The following is a 16398-nucleotide window of genomic DNA, read 5'->3' as shown; positions in this document are numbered from 1 at the left end:
TTCATAAATAAGCATAAATCTTCTTGGTTCAAAATGAATAAGTGCCAGGGGTAAATCTTTTATCTTTAAAGCCGTAGAGAAACATTGGGACATCAACGGCCATATTGATTATACCCATGAACAATAAATTTGTGTCTCAGTACACACCATGATTCATTAAGCAAGCCTATTCAAAGTTTGTTGTTGGAAAGTTAGGTCTAACCTGAGGACATGTACTAAAGCAGGAAGTGGCCATCTCCTTTCTCTAATGCTTTAGTAATGGATCGAACAATCGTATCTAGTTCCTCTGTTTTTTGTGTTAGTCGTCGATTTATCTCAAGGCCTTCATCATCGAGCTTTGTTTTTGATAGAAGGTTTGCTAGTCCGAGGATACTTGCTACCGGACTTCTAAGTTTGTGTGCATTGATAAAAGCGTATTCTTCGAGTGCTTGGGTCTTACGCTCTAGGTCGGCAGTACGTTCTCTTACAATCTGCTCAAGGTTCTCATTAATTCCATTAATCTCCTCTGCCTGCGCCAATATCTCCTCATTCTGCGCCTGTATTTCTTCCGATTGCCTCTGAATCTCTAACGTTCGCCGTTGGACCTTTGCCTCCAGGATAAGGTTATCATATCGCAGTTTTCTTTCTCTGAATTTAATAAATGCATAGCCACTGATAAGCAATGCTACGAAACATAACATAAAGAAAGGAGGTGTTTTCCAAAAAGGAGAATCAATCACAAAAGCATATGTTATCTCTTTTGCTTCCGTAAAGTCTTCGGTCGCTGATGCCCTTAAACGAAACACATAATTTCCGGGAGGGATTCGGGAATAAGTAATACTTTGATCACGTGTTGCTATCCAATTGTTGTCATAATTTTCGAGCATATATTGAAATTGGACAGCTTCAGGATTTTTATACCATATTGCAAAAATATTAAATATCAGGTTATTTTCATTGTAAGAAAAAACATGCTTGTTTTTAACATCAATTAACTTATCCAGAATTTTTAAAGATATAAGTAATGGTTTAGGTGCAGAAGGAACAGTATCGGTCGTTGCGTGATACTTAACAATGCCATCACTGGTAGCATACAAAAGGTCGCCAGACAACGTTCTATTCCACGCGTTTAATGCAGGAAACTTTTCCCTTAAGCCTTTCTCTTCACCAATAGAATATAGATTTAACTTATTCGGACGAAAAACATCAATTCCCAAATCATGCATCATCATTAAATGACCATTCTTGTCTGTGGCCAAACATTGCACATTGTGATCTCGCAATGTTAAAGCTTTAACCGAAAAGAACTTTTTTTTATTAACATCAAGGCGATAGATACCATTTCCCTGTACATTAGCATAAACAGCACCACTAGAATCCTCAGTAATATCATAAACAACTTTGGATGGAAGTCCTCGCTCAAATCGATGGAAAGCTGAACCATCAAACATACAAACTCCCCTTCCATCTGTTCCAAACCATTTCCTGTTCTTACTATCTATAAAAACTTTATAGATAAAATCAGAAGCTAAACCGTTTTTGATACTATAATTTTCGAACTTAAGACCGTTACCTGAGTATTGTATTTGTGTTACTCCGCCAAGCGTAGCTAGCCAAACTTCATCTCCTTTTCCGGTTATACTCAATACATTTCCATTCCGGAGTTCATTTTCAATATGTGTGATTTGTAAAGACACGGGATCAATCATAAGAACCCCTTCGCCATAAAAACCGGCCCAAATTTTACCGCGAGTATCAGTATAAAGGCTTATCACCTGATATTTACTATACCTGGTATTTGCTAAAAGATTAATATACTTAACCTTTCCCTTTAAATCCTGTTCCCTTTTAAATAAACCCTGCTTGTTCGAAAACCACAACTGTTTTTCATGGTCCTCAGTAACCGCAAGAATATCTTGTTCTATTTCAGGAGTAAAATCTCGGATAAATTCAATTTCATCACCAGGAATTCTGAAAAGTCCTGTCTTTGTACCTACCCAAATGTTACCCTCGAAATCACTTCCCAAAACATTTATCATTCCTAAGTTAAACTTTACACCAGGTCTATAAACCTTGGTGTTATTGATAACATAGTCAACCACTACTAAACCCTCCGAAGAAGATATCCAGATGTTATGTCCAGAGACAACAAAATCATTTATCGATCCATAAGACCACGAAGGTGAAATAAGCTTTGATTCGCCTGTTACAGTATTAAACGAAAGAATACCCTGGCTATCTGTACTCATAAATAAGTAAGGATAAACTCCTCTGACAACGTGAGTAACAATATTGTCTGGCAAGCTGCCACTGGCCTGGGAAAACGTAGTAACCATTACCCTCTTATCCTTAAATGTGCACTTTACGATGCCTCTGTCCGTTCCTGCCCAGATGTTGCCTTCGCTATCTTCATCTATATTATAGATAAAAAGGTCAGGCATTCCCTCTTCTTCATCAAGCCTGAATAATCGCTTATTCTGATAGTAGTAGAGCCCGTCATTTCTTGTACCAAGCCACATGGTACCTTTCGAATCAAACAATATATCAGAAATTGCTTCAGTTGGAACTCCCTCATACGGTTCAAATTTCTCAAATCTCCCCTGTGAAAAGACTGATATACTACCATCTTGATGCCCTATCCATATTCTTCCCTCATTGTCTTCAGCAAGTGCAGTAACGTTTAAATTGGCAAGACTATCATTTAAGGAATAATGGTATCTTCTTCTGGTATCAAATTGAAATAGTCCTTCAGTAGTCCCAATCCACATCACGCCTTCGCTGTCTTGCAGAATTGCATTTACATTTAATGTTTCATTTTTCTTCTTTAAATGATATTGTTGAAAAAAGGGTAACTGACAGAAAGAGACGATGGTATTGAAGAGAAGAACAAGGAGAATATAAAATTTCCGCATATGCTATTGAAGAGACAAAGTACCCCAAATGCTAACTTCTATCTCTGAAGCTATCTTTTGCTTTACTATACTAGGAATGGTGATGTTATGGTCTGAAAGCGGAACCAGAAAAGTTGATTCAATCCTAGCCTTTCCATTTTCAAGAATAAATTTTGTCTTAATGATCCGAGTTTGCTTTTGTCCGTGTATGTCTAATTCACCCTTTGCTCTAACCTCATGGATTTTGTTCTCACTAAAGTCAATTGTCTCTATGATCTTACCGGAAAACTTAGCCTTGGGGTACCGTTCACTTTCCATGTATTTCTCATTAAAGTGCTCTCTTTGAAGTTCGCTGTTAAAACCTTTAAAAGATCTAATATCTACAGTAAAAGCAAATTGATTAGTAACAGGATCTAATAACCCCTGTATTTGTCCTGTTTTAGCCTTTATCTGCTCAAGCTCCGCGTTTGAAACAAAAGATACTTCTCCCCTTTCAAACCGGTATTTTTGAGCCAGAACTTTTGGCGTGAAAAATAAAAACAATACTATTAAAAATACACGGGGTTTGGTCAATAGTACAGTTTGCTCCATTGTACCAAAATAATAAACTTATCGGAATTAAAAATAGACAGGTACTATTTCTGCAAGAATTTAAGAATAGCGTTTCCGCTGATCACTCATTTACTTGCAAACGCTCCTATAGACTCAAAAGCGAGAGGCTTTTCTATACATAGATGAAATCCTGCGTTTATCATTTTTTCAAGATCACCCTCTTGCATAAGAGATGTCATTCCTACTGCTATTGTAGGCTTGTTTAATACCTTTTTCAGTTCAGTTAAGATGGAAAAACCTCCAAACGTTTCTCCCCAATAATGTATTTCTATAAAAACAACATCAAAATGAATTTCCTTGGCTCTCATCAGTCCTTCTTCCGGCGTACTAAACACATAAAATTCTATTTTGTGTTCATACTTCTCCATTGCTTTTTCAAAAATGTATTTCTCTACCTTATCGTCTGCAAAAATTCCTATCACCGTGGTCGACATATATAAACATTTGTTTACACATCATTGATTTCTGTGCCAGAACGGATAACAGTAAATTTCATCGAATTTAGCATAGTTATACCGTTATGAGTTCCTGATTTGAGAAAATCAAAACTGGTTTAAGAATGTCTCCTTAAAGTACGTAGGTAAAAATACTTTGGCTGAACATTTCAACTTCATCCGTATAATTCTTTAAGTGCTTCAGATTTTTATGCTGTGAGCACGTCTCTTTTTGAACAAAGATGATTTTATTTGCGCAAGCATATTTGCAGAAAATGAACTTATCAAAATTTTACGATATCGCATTGCACTGGGTAGAGCTATACGCGCCTTCTATTATTATTGCAATTGTTGTTTTCTTCACCGGGCAATGGATGATCAGGGTGATAAAAAAATGGCTCTATAGAGCGATGGAGAGAAAAGAAATATCTTCTTCACTAAGACCATTTCTACAAAGCCTGGTGATCACGCTTTTACAAATTCTGCTATTACTTATCGTTCTTCAGCTCTTGAGCGTGCGGTTAACTATTTTTACTGCTATCGTTACTTCTCTTGGTGTTGCTGCAGGTTTGGCGCTCTCTGGCACATTACAAAATTTTACAGGCGGGGTACTTATCTTATTACTCAAGCCTTTTAAAGTCGGAGATAATATTATTGCCCAGGGCCATGACGGTATTGTTGAATCCATAGAGATCTTTTATACCATCATTACAACCGCAGATAATCGCTCTGTTATTATTCCCAACAGTAAGTTATCAAATGAAGTAATCGTAAACATTAGCCGGCAAGGATCGCGACGCCTAGATATCGAACTAAAATTCTCCTATGCTTATGACATAGAAAAAATTAAAAAACTTCTCCTCGATTCCATTACCTCTTTTCCCAATAAAACAACTAACAGCAAAATAGTTGTTGGGGTATCTACCCTTGATCCTGATGGTTTCAAAATGACTGTTCAGGTTTGGATAGATGCACTTAAATACTACGACCTCAAATTTGTGCTTCAGCAAAAGCTAATAAATGACCTTCAGGCGGCAGGAATAAAGCTGCCCGGAATGCCCTAAAGCCGTTTCTGGATAAATTTTACAGTTTTTTTACTGTCGCACTATCTGTATTAAATCTAAATAAGCTTATATTTACCTCGTTATTTAAGCAGGGAGTATTTGGAACAGCAACTCGTAAAGGAACTTTCAATCAGCCTTAATCGGAAAAAAGGTAAATTTCAACTTCAGGTTGAGAGTCAACTTATCGAACAAAACGTATGTGAATTTCTTCAGACGTTTAGCTTTCTTGTGGGGAAAAACGTTGAAGAATACCTCCTGAACACAGATTCCTGCTATGATTTTGTACGTATTCCTTTAACAGGATGCGGAAAGACTGTAACCCTTAACCTACAAGAGTTCATTAGATTCAGGTCGCTTTTTGAAAAGCAGATGTTTCAGCTGAAACTTGAAGACCTCCTTTTCAGAAAGGGAATACGCTTCGCTGACTAATTTTAGACTCATTTCAAATTACGCATTTCTTCCATCTGTTTTTAGTATCCTAATCGGCATTTACTAATTTTAGGTATAACATTTTAATACCTGTTATTAGAAATAAAAGATTATGAATACTTCAGTTATCAGACTTAAAACATCTTTACAGGATTCAGTTATAGATTTGCTTAATGAGCAAATTGCCATGGAAGCGCACTCATCAGCTACCTATTTGTCAATGGCTGCATGGTGTTACGCACAGGGCCTCAACGGATCCGGATATTTTTTCAAAAAACAATCTGATGAAGAGCGCGAGCACATGCTTAAGCTGTTTCACTACGTTGCAGATGCAGGTGGTCTTCCTGTATCTCCTGATGTTACAAAAATTGAACGCTCTTTTGAAGGCTTACGCGATGTTTTTGTTAAATCCCTTGAAGCTGAAATTGCAATCACAACTAACTTTAACAGAATTTCTGATCACTGCTATAAAGTAAAGGATTTTCAAACTGCGCGGTTCTTACAGTGGTATCTTGATGAGCAACTTGAGGAAGAGCAACAGGCCAGAAGGTGCCTTGAGATTTACGATATTATTGGTACTGATGCTGGTGGATTATACAGAATCGATAAAGAAGTGTATAAACTTAAAGCAAAAGAATCTGAATAGATTACCGTTAAAAAAACTATAAGAACAAATTAGAAATGAGTTCTTTAAAGTAAAAAAGCTTCCAATCTGGAAGCTTTTTTACTTTAAAAGGTTTTGCGCTTATCCTATTTACTTACCTCGTATGCTCTTACAGTATTCTTGAAGAATGTAGGAACGAGGAGTAGATTTTTGTCCTGGATATATTCAATATCTGCTGAATTTACTGAATCTGCTCTTAGCGTTAGCACGCTTGTAGTCTTGAAGTCAGCGCCCACATGCGTGATCTCACCATCCCAGCTTGAAACAAGATAACCACCATCTCCTAGTGCCTCGATTCCATCTGCATTTGAAATGCCATCAGCTTGTTTTGTAACCTGCTTGCTTGCTACATCAATAGTATTAAAGGTTTTTGCCGCGAAAGAAAGCATTAAAAGTTTATTACCTTCAGCTAATAGTCCATTAGGCGCCTCTACATTTTCAAGCCATTTAGAAAGTTTGCCGTTCTCAATTACAACAATGTTACCTGCTCCTGTGTCACTAACATATACACGTCCGGTACTGTCTACAGTAACATCATTTAAAAACTTAGCTCCTTCTACGGCAAAAGTATTGGTAACCTTTCCTGATGTAACATCAATTTCGACTACACGGTCTATATCGGCTACATACAATTTAGAATTAAAGAGCCCCATACCTTTTGGCGCGTTAAGTCCTTTTACCCATTGCGCTTCTGTCACTTTTCCTTCAAGTGATACCTTAGAAATAAATCCGTTACCGTCTTTATTATCTGGTACACCATTAATATTTGCAGCGTATAGAACGTCACGCTCTCTATCATAGAGAACAGATTCGCATGTCGTCAATACGGTGTCAGTCTCCCACTTCAAAGTCAGTTTTACTGGAGCTGCGCCAACTGAGTCTTTAACTTCTGTTTCCTCTGCATTTTGCTTTTGGGTTTGGCAAGCGCTGATCACCATTGCCAATACGCAAGACAATACAACTAGTTGTTTCATAAAATTTACAGGATTGTGTTTAGAATTTATGCGTTTTAATGCGCCAGCAAATATATATTGAATTAGTATATCTAAGATAATTTCACCACTCACATAAAAATAAATAATAATGGAACCCGATCAATGAAAATTTGGTATGAACTATATTTGCCGCCCCGTAAAACAAGGCAGGTTTGTTTGGCATAATTGTACATGCCGTATATAAAATATGAAACAAAAACAACAAGCAATCACCATACTAATTCTTGGCTCGCTATCTACCATAAGCCCGTTCTCAATTGATATGTATCTGCCCGGATTTCCGGCTATAGCCAAAGATCTTTCTACCTCCATTGCAAATGTTCAGCTATCACTTACAAGTTACTTTATAGGCATTGCAGGCGGCCAGTTGTTGTATGGCCCTTTGCTTGACAAGTTTGGTCGTAAGCTTCCTCTATATACTGGTCTTGCTGTTTACATTATTGCATCCCTCGCTTGTGCTCTTACCGCTTCTGTAGAATCGCTTATAACAATGCGTTTATTTCAGGCACTTGGAGGATGTGCCGGTATGGTGGCTGCTCAAACATTGGTGCGCGACTTATTTCCGGTTCAAAGAACAGCAAATGTATTTTCCTGGATGACGTTGGTTGTAGCAGTTTCCCCTATGATTGCTCCTACTGTTGGCGGTTTTATTACTACTTCCTTCGGCTGGCATGCTGTATTTATTACCCTTGCACTGGTAGCGTTAGTTATCTTGCTGTTAAGCTATTTTGTTTTAGAGGATGGAAGAAAGGGAGACAAAACAATGTCTCTGAAGCCGAAACCCGTTATTAACAATTTTATTAGTGTAATCAAAGAAAAGCAATTTCTAATCTATTGCGTAACGGGTGGCTTAGCAACATCTGCTCCGTTCGCCTACATAGCTGGCTCATCTGACGTGTTCATCAACTTTTACCATACTACAGAACAGGAATACGGATGGATCTTCGCCATTATAGGAGGTGTAATGATTGGCTGCACTCAGCTTAATCACATCCTGTTAAGGAGGTTTAAAAGTGAACAAGTTGTAAACGGTGCGTTGATCTTTCAAACCATAGTAGGTATAGTATTAATCACCGGAACTTTCTTTAACTGGTGGGATAAAATAGGGTTAATTGCTATGATCGCCCTGTTTGTTTCTCCTAATGGAGTAATCAATGCCAATACAACAGCGCTCTCTCTTGCCCCTTTTGTTAAAAATGCAGGTAGTGCTGCATCACTAGTTGGTGCACTGAGAATGACAATGGGCGGTATTACCACTGCACTGGTTAGTGCCTTTCATAATGGTACCCCTACACCAATGGTCATCATCATGTTTATGACTGTGATTGGTGGGTTAATTGTTCTTAAAACAGGAAAGATCATTATTAAATATCGCGCAAAAGACAGAACTGAGGAATCCGTAATTATATGAATATATAAACGCCTGTTACTTGTATAACTGCTAAAGTCACCCGAGCAACAAGCGTTTATGGATAAGTTTTGTTTTTTACTTATCTCTTTTCATGATCGGCAAACCCTCACAGTCTCTTGTCGGATGTCGGTGCATTTGGGTTTGGATTATTCGATCCCCTCGGACCTTCCTGAGAATCTTTATTGTTATTAAAACTTCTCCATAAGAAAAATCCTAATATCGCAACTATGAGAACTATTATTGTAATCTCCATTATCTAATTCATTTAGTTTTTAATAATTTTAACTGCTGAATAAGTGACATGCACTTATCGCCTTACAGATATACTACCATTGTCTCTTTCAACAACTTTGATAAGCATACCCTTGTTTACCCTGTCCTCTAATTTCATTCCATTCAGCACTGCTAGCTCCTCCCTTCTTTTTTCAGGAACATTGAACGAATTGAATACCTGATTCAAGGTAGCGTTTTGTTGCACTGTCTTTATCCTCACACGCTCGGGTTGGCGGCTCAGTTTTTCTGAATCTGTTAATTGCCTGAAGTTTCGCATCGTATTTTGAAAAGTATCAAAATAGGTATTGAAATCAGTTATGGCTGAAGCGCCGATGGTTGTATAAATACTACCATTGTATTCAATCAAATAAATCATTGTTCTTACAGTAGCTTGTTGCTGGTCTTGCGCCTTCTGATCTGCAATCATTATAAAAGCATTTAATCCATTAACTTCATCTCGTTTAGATTCTACCAGTGTGAGCTGATATTGCTCTAACAATGATTGGCCTGCTGCCTCAAGTGTATTAGGTTTGGCAAGACTTAACATCATTACAGCCTTGCCTTCGCTATCTGCCATTTGGACTTGTTGTGGTGTATTTTCAACTTTCCAGCCGGCAGGAATTGGAAATTGAAATTTCAACACTGGGTGATAGAAATGATTATTCTCAATAAAACCTTGCTTAGGATCTTCACCGTAAACAATTCCATCAATCATTTTTAAATAGCTATCACGGTTCACCTTAAGCGTAGATGCATCCACTTGCTTCTGCCAATTAGCAGCCTGCTTACCGACCTTTTCTTCACGATCTGCCGGATCGGGATGGGTTGACAAAAATGTTGGTATTTCTTCCGCTCCTGAAACCTTGCTCAGCCGGTCGAGGGTGCTGAAAAACGATGCCATTTCTTTTGCATCATATCCGATTTTCGTTGAATATTCTACTCCCAACTTATCGGATTGACTCTCTGCATCTCTTCCAAATTTTAGGAAAAGCAGGCTCAAACCCTGCTGAGCTACATCAGCCATCTGAGCAAACTCAGGCGATATTACAGCTCCTGCAACCAGTCCTACCTGTCCTAACATTGCATTGCTGTATTGCTTTGCTGAATGTCTTGCTGTGATGTGCCCTATTTCGTGCCCCAGTACTCCTGCAAATTCTGCTTCGTTATTAAAATGCGCCATGATGCCTCGGGTAAAATAGACATAACCTCCAGGTACAGCAAAAGCATTTACAATAGGAGAATCCACTATCTTGAATTGATATTTTAAATTCTTACGATGAGAAACAGCAACCATCTGTTGACCCTTTTCATCAATAAATCGCTGCAATCGAGGATCCTCATATAACCCCATGTAAGCAATAATCTCAGGATCTGACTGCTGCCCCATGGCCACCTCCTGTCCCTCTGACATAAGCATAAAATCCCGCTTTCCTGTAACCGGATTCTTTGCGCACGAATCAACTAGTAACAAGCCTATAATTATAAAAAACTGAACAAAAAGTCTTTTCATAGTATACTTTATTAACTTTAACACCCTTACGATCAACATGTTAAAAAGTATATACCGAGACTTTAGATATTGATTTTAATGTGTAAGTGGGTAACTTTCCCTACCACCTAAGGTAAACCCAAACCAATTTCAATATTTCACCCCTAGCGACTGTGATGCTACGAAGATTCATTAAGGATCGGAGTAGCATCAGTATTGCTTCTGCCATTCTTCTGCCATTCCTCTATCAACTTACTGAAAAAGGGCTTTTTTCAGAAGAATCATTGAATCTACAGTGAAATACCACAGAAACACTACTGTTGGCAGATGAATGCTATTCTGATCTATGATTACTCAGCCTTTGAGAGCGCGAACCCGAAGTAAGCAGTTGAATTGGGAAAATTTTTCATACCTCTGATGAACGAAACCGCAGTTTTCCCCGTTTTCCAAGTAGATTTTCCCAGGCACAGTTTTTAAATACTATGCTATAGCCATATTCATAATAACTAGTGGGGTTTAAAAGGTTAGGATATGGAATAAATTTCCCCGGAAGCCGTCCGGGGAATATTTTTTAAAAATCACCTTCCTAAAAATATAGTAGTAAGTGGGAAAGTCAAGGAGGGAAAAACCCCGCATTTTCGAATGCGGGGTTTTCGTTTTTTATAGGCTTTCCTAAATCGATGTTTAGTTTTACAGCCGGTATGGCATGAGTTTTTTACCTTGATTTTCACTCTTTATCAATAGATAAGGTATTACGTTTCCTATTTGAATTCCCTGGAAGATGTTCAGGGAATTCATTTCTAACGAACTTTAATCTGTTTGTTGGCTTTAATTATAACGTCAAGCCCCTGAGTGCTTTCAGGGGCTATTTTCATTTCATCGGGTTAGGCACAACTTTTTCGAAATCAAAAAATTGGATGCGTATCAGGTTCTACAGCATTGAACAGATCCTGGGTTTTATCCACTTTTTATCATCATCTCGCTGAAAGACATTAATGGAATTAAACTCTGAATCAAGCTTAAGCTACGTTACATCGACCGAAGAGATTCTTAAAGTACTTACTCAAAGCCTTGAGAATGGAAATGTAATAGGTATTAATGCCCTATCCATAGGTCCTTCTATGGTTATGACCGCTGTCGAAGATATCATTGATATTAAAAATGATAAGATAGTGGTACTTAAAGAAACAGATTTACTTGGTATCAGAATTCCAGAGCCGGAAATTCTACTGAGCGAGATCGTGAAGGTTCATCTGATGAGAACTTTATATGACGATCCTTTTCACGTTCAGCTACGAGAACATAAACGCGATAACGCTTGAATAAGGTACGCTTTTTTAAGTAACATAATAGACTACTAACAGTCAACCTTCAGGTATAGGTTAGGTAAATAATAACTCCCGGAAGCCGTCCGGGAGTTTTGTTTTTAACACCATTCCTTCAACGACAAATTCGTCTGGAAAACAGCAGATCATCCCAGTATCTCTCTTGCAAGGAGACAAACATTACTATTTATATTTTCATTGTCTATAGACATATCAAGCATCATTACCAAGAACTCCTGAATACTCCTATGTCATTAGCTTGCTATAAATGGCATGCTTTTTTAACTTATTTCTCTTGACTACTAACAGTCAACCTTCAGGTATAGGTTAGGTAAATAATAACCCTCGGAAGACGTCCGAGGGTTTTATATTTTCATACTTCCGGTGGTATTCTGAGTATTCTGTTCTCCAATAATTAAACTGCCATCCAATATTTTTCCCTTTACAATTTATTTGTACTTCTCTTCTTCGTATTAAGATCGTTGTTTAAAATATTAGCGACACTTAATAATGCTAAGAAATTGCATATGATGTTAAACCTTAAGTGGCACACTTTTTATCCTACATTTTTTGACTACTAACAGTCAACCTTCAGGTATAGGTTAGGTAAATAATAACCCTCGGAAGACGTCCGAGGGTTTTATGTTTTATGGCTCCATATAGATTACCTTGCATCGCCGAAACACAGAAATTAATTCTTGAACCTACACGCGTATCTGGCCTATTTAAATTGTCGCTATACGCTATGCTATTATTTTACATTTTGTGTATTATTGCATATAAATTTCAACGCTACAACAAAGTAGCACCTATTCCCAAACTTAGAGAATACGCTACATACCACTTTAGAAAGTTTGTTATAATTTTTTGTTATGCGTTACATCCCTTCTCCTATTCCAATACATTGTGAATGGGTTTACACAGCTACTGCTGATAAATCAGGAAGGATGCAGTATCATAAAATCAAACCGGGGCAAAGCAAATTACGAATCAGTCGTATAGAATTCATCAAGGCTTACAATTCAGCAAATATCGTGGCTATGCGCCCTATACAAGAGAAAGATAGCGAAACAGATTTTCAGTTCGAGTTTTACGTATAAAAAAGTCGACGTCACATCCCTATTTTTAGAATACATCTTTCAATCTTTTAAGCGCTTTCGCCAGATCTATTCCCTCACCTATTACAGGCTTAAAAATATCGCCGTGTTCTCTTAAACGCGCTACTGCATTGCTGATATTGAAGTCAGTGATCTGAAGTCCCTTCTTTACCTCTTCCCAATGCAATGGCATAGATACCGGAGCCCCCGGTTTAGGTCTAAGGGAATAAGGCCCTGCAACAGTAGCCTGGGGCCTGTTTTGTAAGAAGTCGAGGTATATCATTCCCTTTCTGTTGGAAGTGAGCCGCTCGACGCTTGTAAACCTGGGAAGTTGCTTTTGTATAATCCTTGTCACCGCACGGCCAAACTCCTTAGAGTCTTCATAAGTATACTTTGCTCCAAATGGTATGTAAATATGAAGTCCTGTAGAGCCGGAAGTCTTACAGTACGAAGGCACGCCGATAGCATCCAGTACCTGTTTAGTAACCTGTGCTACTTGTATGACCTGTTCAAAAGAATTCTTATCAGGGTCGAGGTCTATGATACACCAATCCGGATGATCAGGATGTTGGGTCCGGCTACTCCAGGGATTCATTTCTATACATCCTAATGAAGCGATATATAAGAGGCTGGCTTCATTTGAACAAACGAGAAAGTTTTTCTCACGCTGGTCTGCTTCGCTATAATACTTATACTTTTCTATCCAATCCGGTACTTTTCCTGTTACATCTTTTTGATAAAAACTTTTCCCCTTAATTCCATTAGGGAAACGGTTCAGTGTTTGAGGCCGGTCTTTAAAATAAGGTAACATATAAGGTGCTACCTGGTAGTAATAATTAAGCATGTCTCGCTTGGTATAGCCTTCGTCTGGCCAATACACTTTACTGAGATTGGGAAACTTCAATTCATGCCCTTCAATTATCCTGACTTGTGTTTCGTCCTTCGGATTTAATAATGTTTTTCGCTCACCTTTCTTTGATTTGCCTAAGCCCTTCCCTTTCAATACCCTTGTTTCACTCTCCTCCAATGCTGGTGCCACAGGTATTCTTTCTTCTCTAACAATATCTTTAGCAGACTTATCTTCCCGAAGTCCCTTGAATGAGGGATGACGGAAAGAACCATCGCTTGCCAAAGTTCTGTAGGTAACCTCAGCAACAACCTCTGGCTTCACCCATGTCACCTCGGCCATTGGAGGATTGGGCCTAAACCTGGAAGGTTTATTGTACTCCGGTACCTCCTCGAAAGGACATACTGAAGTCTCGAGAGGTTTTAATTTTTTGAGGATTTCCTCCTGCATCTTCGTTGTAAAACCCGTTCCCACTGGTCCAACAAAAACTAATTTTCCATTTTCATACAAGCCCAGGAGTAAAGCACTAAATAGCTTTGTTGTATTTTCATTCCTGGTATATCCGGCAATTATTACCTCTTGCTGTTTACTGGTTTTTATTTTTAACCATTCTTTAGAACGAACATCCGGCAAATAAAGGCTATCTTCTTTTTTTGCAACAATACCCTCAAGCCCCATCTTATCAGCTAAAGCAAAAAATTCACTTCCTGAAATAGCAAAGTTTTCACTGAGTTTAATAATTCCATTTTTGGGTGATATTAATTCAAGCAATCTACGCCTAACTTTAAAAGGTGCGTCAATCAAATTAACACCATTGAGCCACAGCAAGTCAAATAAAAAGTAAACGAGTTCGCCGTCAGCTTCGCTTCTCCAGGTTTGTAATGCTCCGAAATCAGGAAACCCTTTATTGTTCATCACTACAATTTCGCCGTCTACCACCGCTTTCATGTTCCAATCTTTAAGTGCATTAAAGATCGGATAGAATTTTTCGTTAAAGGATTTATTGTTCCTGGATTTGATCTCGATCTCGTCTCCCACATAAGCAAGGGCGCGGTAACCATCCCATTTCACTTCATACATCCAGCCATTGTCGTCAGCCGGCTTGTTTACAAGAGTAGCCAGCATGGGTTTAATATCCTGCGGCATCTTCGTATTACTTTTATTTAGTGAGTCAAGAATTTTACTTACCTCCTCCTGAGGTTCTTCTACTTGTTGCTGACTTGTCTTTTTTTTTAATGTACTTCTCTGCCTATTAACGGGTGTCAATTTTTTCTTGGCTTTATTTCTGGTTGACGTAGAAGCAGCACGATTGCTCTTCCATTCAAGCGCATTTACATCAGCACCCATATCTTCTATCGTCTTACCTGATCTAACTGATCGGTCTTCTGCAGTGATATCTTCTTCTGACGCAAATTCATCGCGATGTTTAATAAGGAGCCAGGCATTATCGGCACGTTTTGGAGTTTTTACAAGAACAAACTCGCCCTTCAATTTCTTACCATGCATCCGAAATTTGATTTGCCCCGCATGAAACCCTTTCAATAAAATCTTTTCATGCTCCTCCTTCGTGTTCACATCCTCCAGTGACTCAAAAGTACCTTCATCCCAGATGATGACCGTACCGGCACCATAATTTCCCTCGGGAATAATGCCTTCGAAGTTCTTATAATCAAAAGGATGGTCTTCAACCAACATAGCAAGACGCTTATCTGACGGATTAAGAGAAGGCCCCTTCGGTACCGCCCAGCTTTTCAAAACACCCTTCATTTCAAGCCTGAAATCGTAATGAAGCCTTGAAGCATCATGCTTTTGTATAACAAATTGTAATTGATTATCAGTAGGTTTCCCTCCGGTAGGCTCAGGAGTAGAACTAAATGAACGTTTCTTCTTATATTCTTTCAATGCCATGCATCAGTATATAGCATTATTATGCCAGCAAGCTGACTGGTGTTGCGAGACGCGGGGCACGGTAAATATGGATGTTACCTAAAGAATCTGATACAATTTTAATTTAAGAGTATTAGCCCAGGAAGGCTAGTGCAATATGCGATTGAAGTATTGATTAGACAGAAGAGACTATATTGGAGATAAGGTAATCGATATTTTACCAACGCAAGCTACGTCTTATTTCATCAATGTTGTTTTTAAGTTCTCTGATACGAACGTAGACTGGATCTGAGTAGCGCGCGCTATACACTCTTAAGTTTTCTATATCTTCAAGGTGGAATACATTTTCTTCCAGAGGCGCACCATATACTGATACGGGATTGAGTACAATAATCCTGTTTGCCTTCACTTCATTAACACAAGTTAAGATTGCTTTCTCAATGCCCTTAACCTTTAAGGATATGACATTTCCTTTGTCTTTGCTTCTGAACAAATCAGAAATAATTTTCTCGTAACTCTTAACCATGTGCGATATCTACTGTGTTGATTAACAAAAAAAGCATGCCCGAAAGAATGAATACATTGTTAAAAGCGGGTTAATAAATTATAAAATTTCCAATACGTCAGTGGGTATTCGAAGCGGACGGAAAGTAGATGAATCGAGAAGGCACCAGATTGTCTTTGCTTCAGCTGCAACTTTCCCATTCAGAGACAGGCGTACGAATCTTACAAACTTAGCACCTTGATGTTCACCAACCCAGGTTGTTCCTATTACTTTGTCATTTAAAAATACTGGTGCCTTATAATCGATCTCATGCCTTAGCACTACCCACGAATATTTCCGCTTCAACTCGCCGGAAGCAATGGTCATCCAATGTGCTGTTGCCATTTCTTGTACCCATCGTACATACACTACATTATTTACATGTCCCAGCTCATCAATGTCTGATGGTCTGGCAGTTAACTCTATACTAAATACCTTGGTTTCGTTCATTTTATCG

14 protein-coding genes are annotated in these 16398 nt (G+C 38.4%); 6 read left to right on the top strand and 8 right to left on the bottom strand.

Annotated elements, in window-relative coordinates:
• Positions 1 to 215: 215 nt before the first annotated feature.
• The 3 genes from KK060_RS00285 to KK060_RS00275 all read right to left on the bottom strand — a co-directional run bounded on the left by KK060_RS00285 (position 216) and on the right by KK060_RS00275 (position 3916).
• Positions 216 to 2891, bottom strand: coding sequence for a ligand-binding sensor domain-containing protein (locus KK060_RS00285; RefSeq protein WP_254151394.1), 2676 nt, complete (start codon positions 2889 to 2891; stop codon positions 216 to 218).
• A 3-nt stretch (positions 2892 to 2894) separates the two neighbouring features.
• Complete coding sequence (locus KK060_RS00280) at positions 2895 to 3461, bottom strand: YceI family protein (RefSeq protein ID WP_254151393.1); 567 nt, start codon at positions 3459 to 3461, stop codon at positions 2895 to 2897.
• 86 nt (positions 3462 to 3547) lie between these two features.
• The gene (locus KK060_RS00275) at positions 3548 to 3916 is read right to left on the bottom strand and encodes a response regulator (protein WP_254151392.1); all 369 of its coding nucleotides are present in this window, start codon (positions 3914 to 3916) and stop codon (positions 3548 to 3550) included.
• Between the two features lie 275 nt (positions 3917 to 4191).
• Between KK060_RS00275 and KK060_RS00270 the strand changes: the two genes are divergently transcribed.
• From KK060_RS00270 to KK060_RS00260, 3 genes are all read left to right on the top strand, one after another.
• On the top strand, positions 4192 to 4980 hold the full coding sequence (locus KK060_RS00270; RefSeq protein ID WP_254151391.1) for a mechanosensitive ion channel family protein: 789 nt from the start codon (positions 4192 to 4194) through the stop codon (positions 4978 to 4980).
• A 99-nt stretch (positions 4981 to 5079) separates the two neighbouring features.
• Positions 5080 to 5409, top strand: a complete 330-nt coding sequence (locus KK060_RS00265; protein WP_254151390.1) for a hypothetical protein — start codon at positions 5080 to 5082, stop codon at positions 5407 to 5409.
• A 112-nt stretch (positions 5410 to 5521) separates the two neighbouring features.
• Complete coding sequence (locus KK060_RS00260) at positions 5522 to 6055, top strand: ferritin (protein WP_254151389.1); 534 nt, start codon at positions 5522 to 5524, stop codon at positions 6053 to 6055.
• Positions 6056 to 6159: 104 nt separating this feature from the next.
• Here the strand turns inward: KK060_RS00260 and KK060_RS00255 are convergent, their stop codons facing one another.
• A complete protein-coding gene (locus KK060_RS00255; protein ID WP_254151388.1) occupies positions 6160 to 7047 on the bottom strand; it encodes an SMP-30/gluconolactonase/LRE family protein in 888 nt (295 codons plus the stop codon).
• A gap of 208 nt (positions 7048 to 7255) precedes the next feature.
• Between KK060_RS00255 and KK060_RS00250 the strand changes: the two genes are divergently transcribed.
• A complete protein-coding gene (locus tag KK060_RS00250) occupies positions 7256 to 8479 on the top strand; it encodes a multidrug effflux MFS transporter (RefSeq protein ID WP_254151387.1) in 1224 nt (407 codons plus the stop codon).
• 307 nt (positions 8480 to 8786) lie between these two features.
• Here KK060_RS00250 and KK060_RS00245 read toward each other — a convergent pair whose 3' ends face one another.
• Positions 8787 to 10262, bottom strand: coding sequence for a M48 family metalloprotease (locus KK060_RS00245; protein ID WP_254151386.1), 1476 nt, complete (start codon positions 10260 to 10262; stop codon positions 8787 to 8789).
• Positions 10263 to 11236: 974 nt separating this feature from the next.
• On the opposite strand from KK060_RS00245, the gene KK060_RS00240 reads away from it, so the two are divergent.
• Entirely contained in the window at positions 11237 to 11563 is a 327-nt protein-coding gene (locus KK060_RS00240) for a hypothetical protein (protein ID WP_254151385.1), read from the top strand.
• 875 nt (positions 11564 to 12438) lie between these two features.
• Positions 12439 to 12666: a hypothetical protein gene (locus tag KK060_RS00235; protein WP_254151384.1), complete on the top strand. Its 228-nt coding sequence runs from the start codon at positions 12439 to 12441 to the stop codon at positions 12664 to 12666.
• 25 nt (positions 12667 to 12691) lie between these two features.
• Here the strand turns inward: KK060_RS00235 and ligD are convergent, their stop codons facing one another.
• The 3 genes from ligD to KK060_RS00220 all read right to left on the bottom strand — a co-directional run bounded on the left by ligD (position 12692) and on the right by KK060_RS00220 (position 16391).
• Positions 12692 to 15418, bottom strand: a complete 2727-nt coding sequence (gene ligD, locus KK060_RS00230; RefSeq protein WP_254151383.1) for a DNA ligase D — start codon at positions 15416 to 15418, stop codon at positions 12692 to 12694.
• 196 nt (positions 15419 to 15614) lie between these two features.
• Positions 15615 to 15923 (bottom strand): hypothetical protein, encoded by a 309-nt coding sequence (locus tag KK060_RS00225; RefSeq protein ID WP_254151382.1) that lies wholly within the window; start codon positions 15921 to 15923, stop codon positions 15615 to 15617.
• Positions 15924 to 16001: 78 nt separating this feature from the next.
• A complete protein-coding gene (locus tag KK060_RS00220; RefSeq protein ID WP_254151381.1) occupies positions 16002 to 16391 on the bottom strand; it encodes an acyl-CoA thioesterase in 390 nt (129 codons plus the stop codon).
• Between the last annotated feature and the right edge of the window lie 7 nt (positions 16392 to 16398).

The organism is Chryseosolibacter indicum, from assembly GCF_018598585.1.
Classification (GTDB): domain Bacteria; phylum Bacteroidota; class Bacteroidia; order Cytophagales; family Cyclobacteriaceae; genus Chryseosolibacter; species Chryseosolibacter indicus.
Note: the sequence above shows the minus strand (reverse complement) of the source record. Positions and strands in the feature narration are given on the sequence as shown.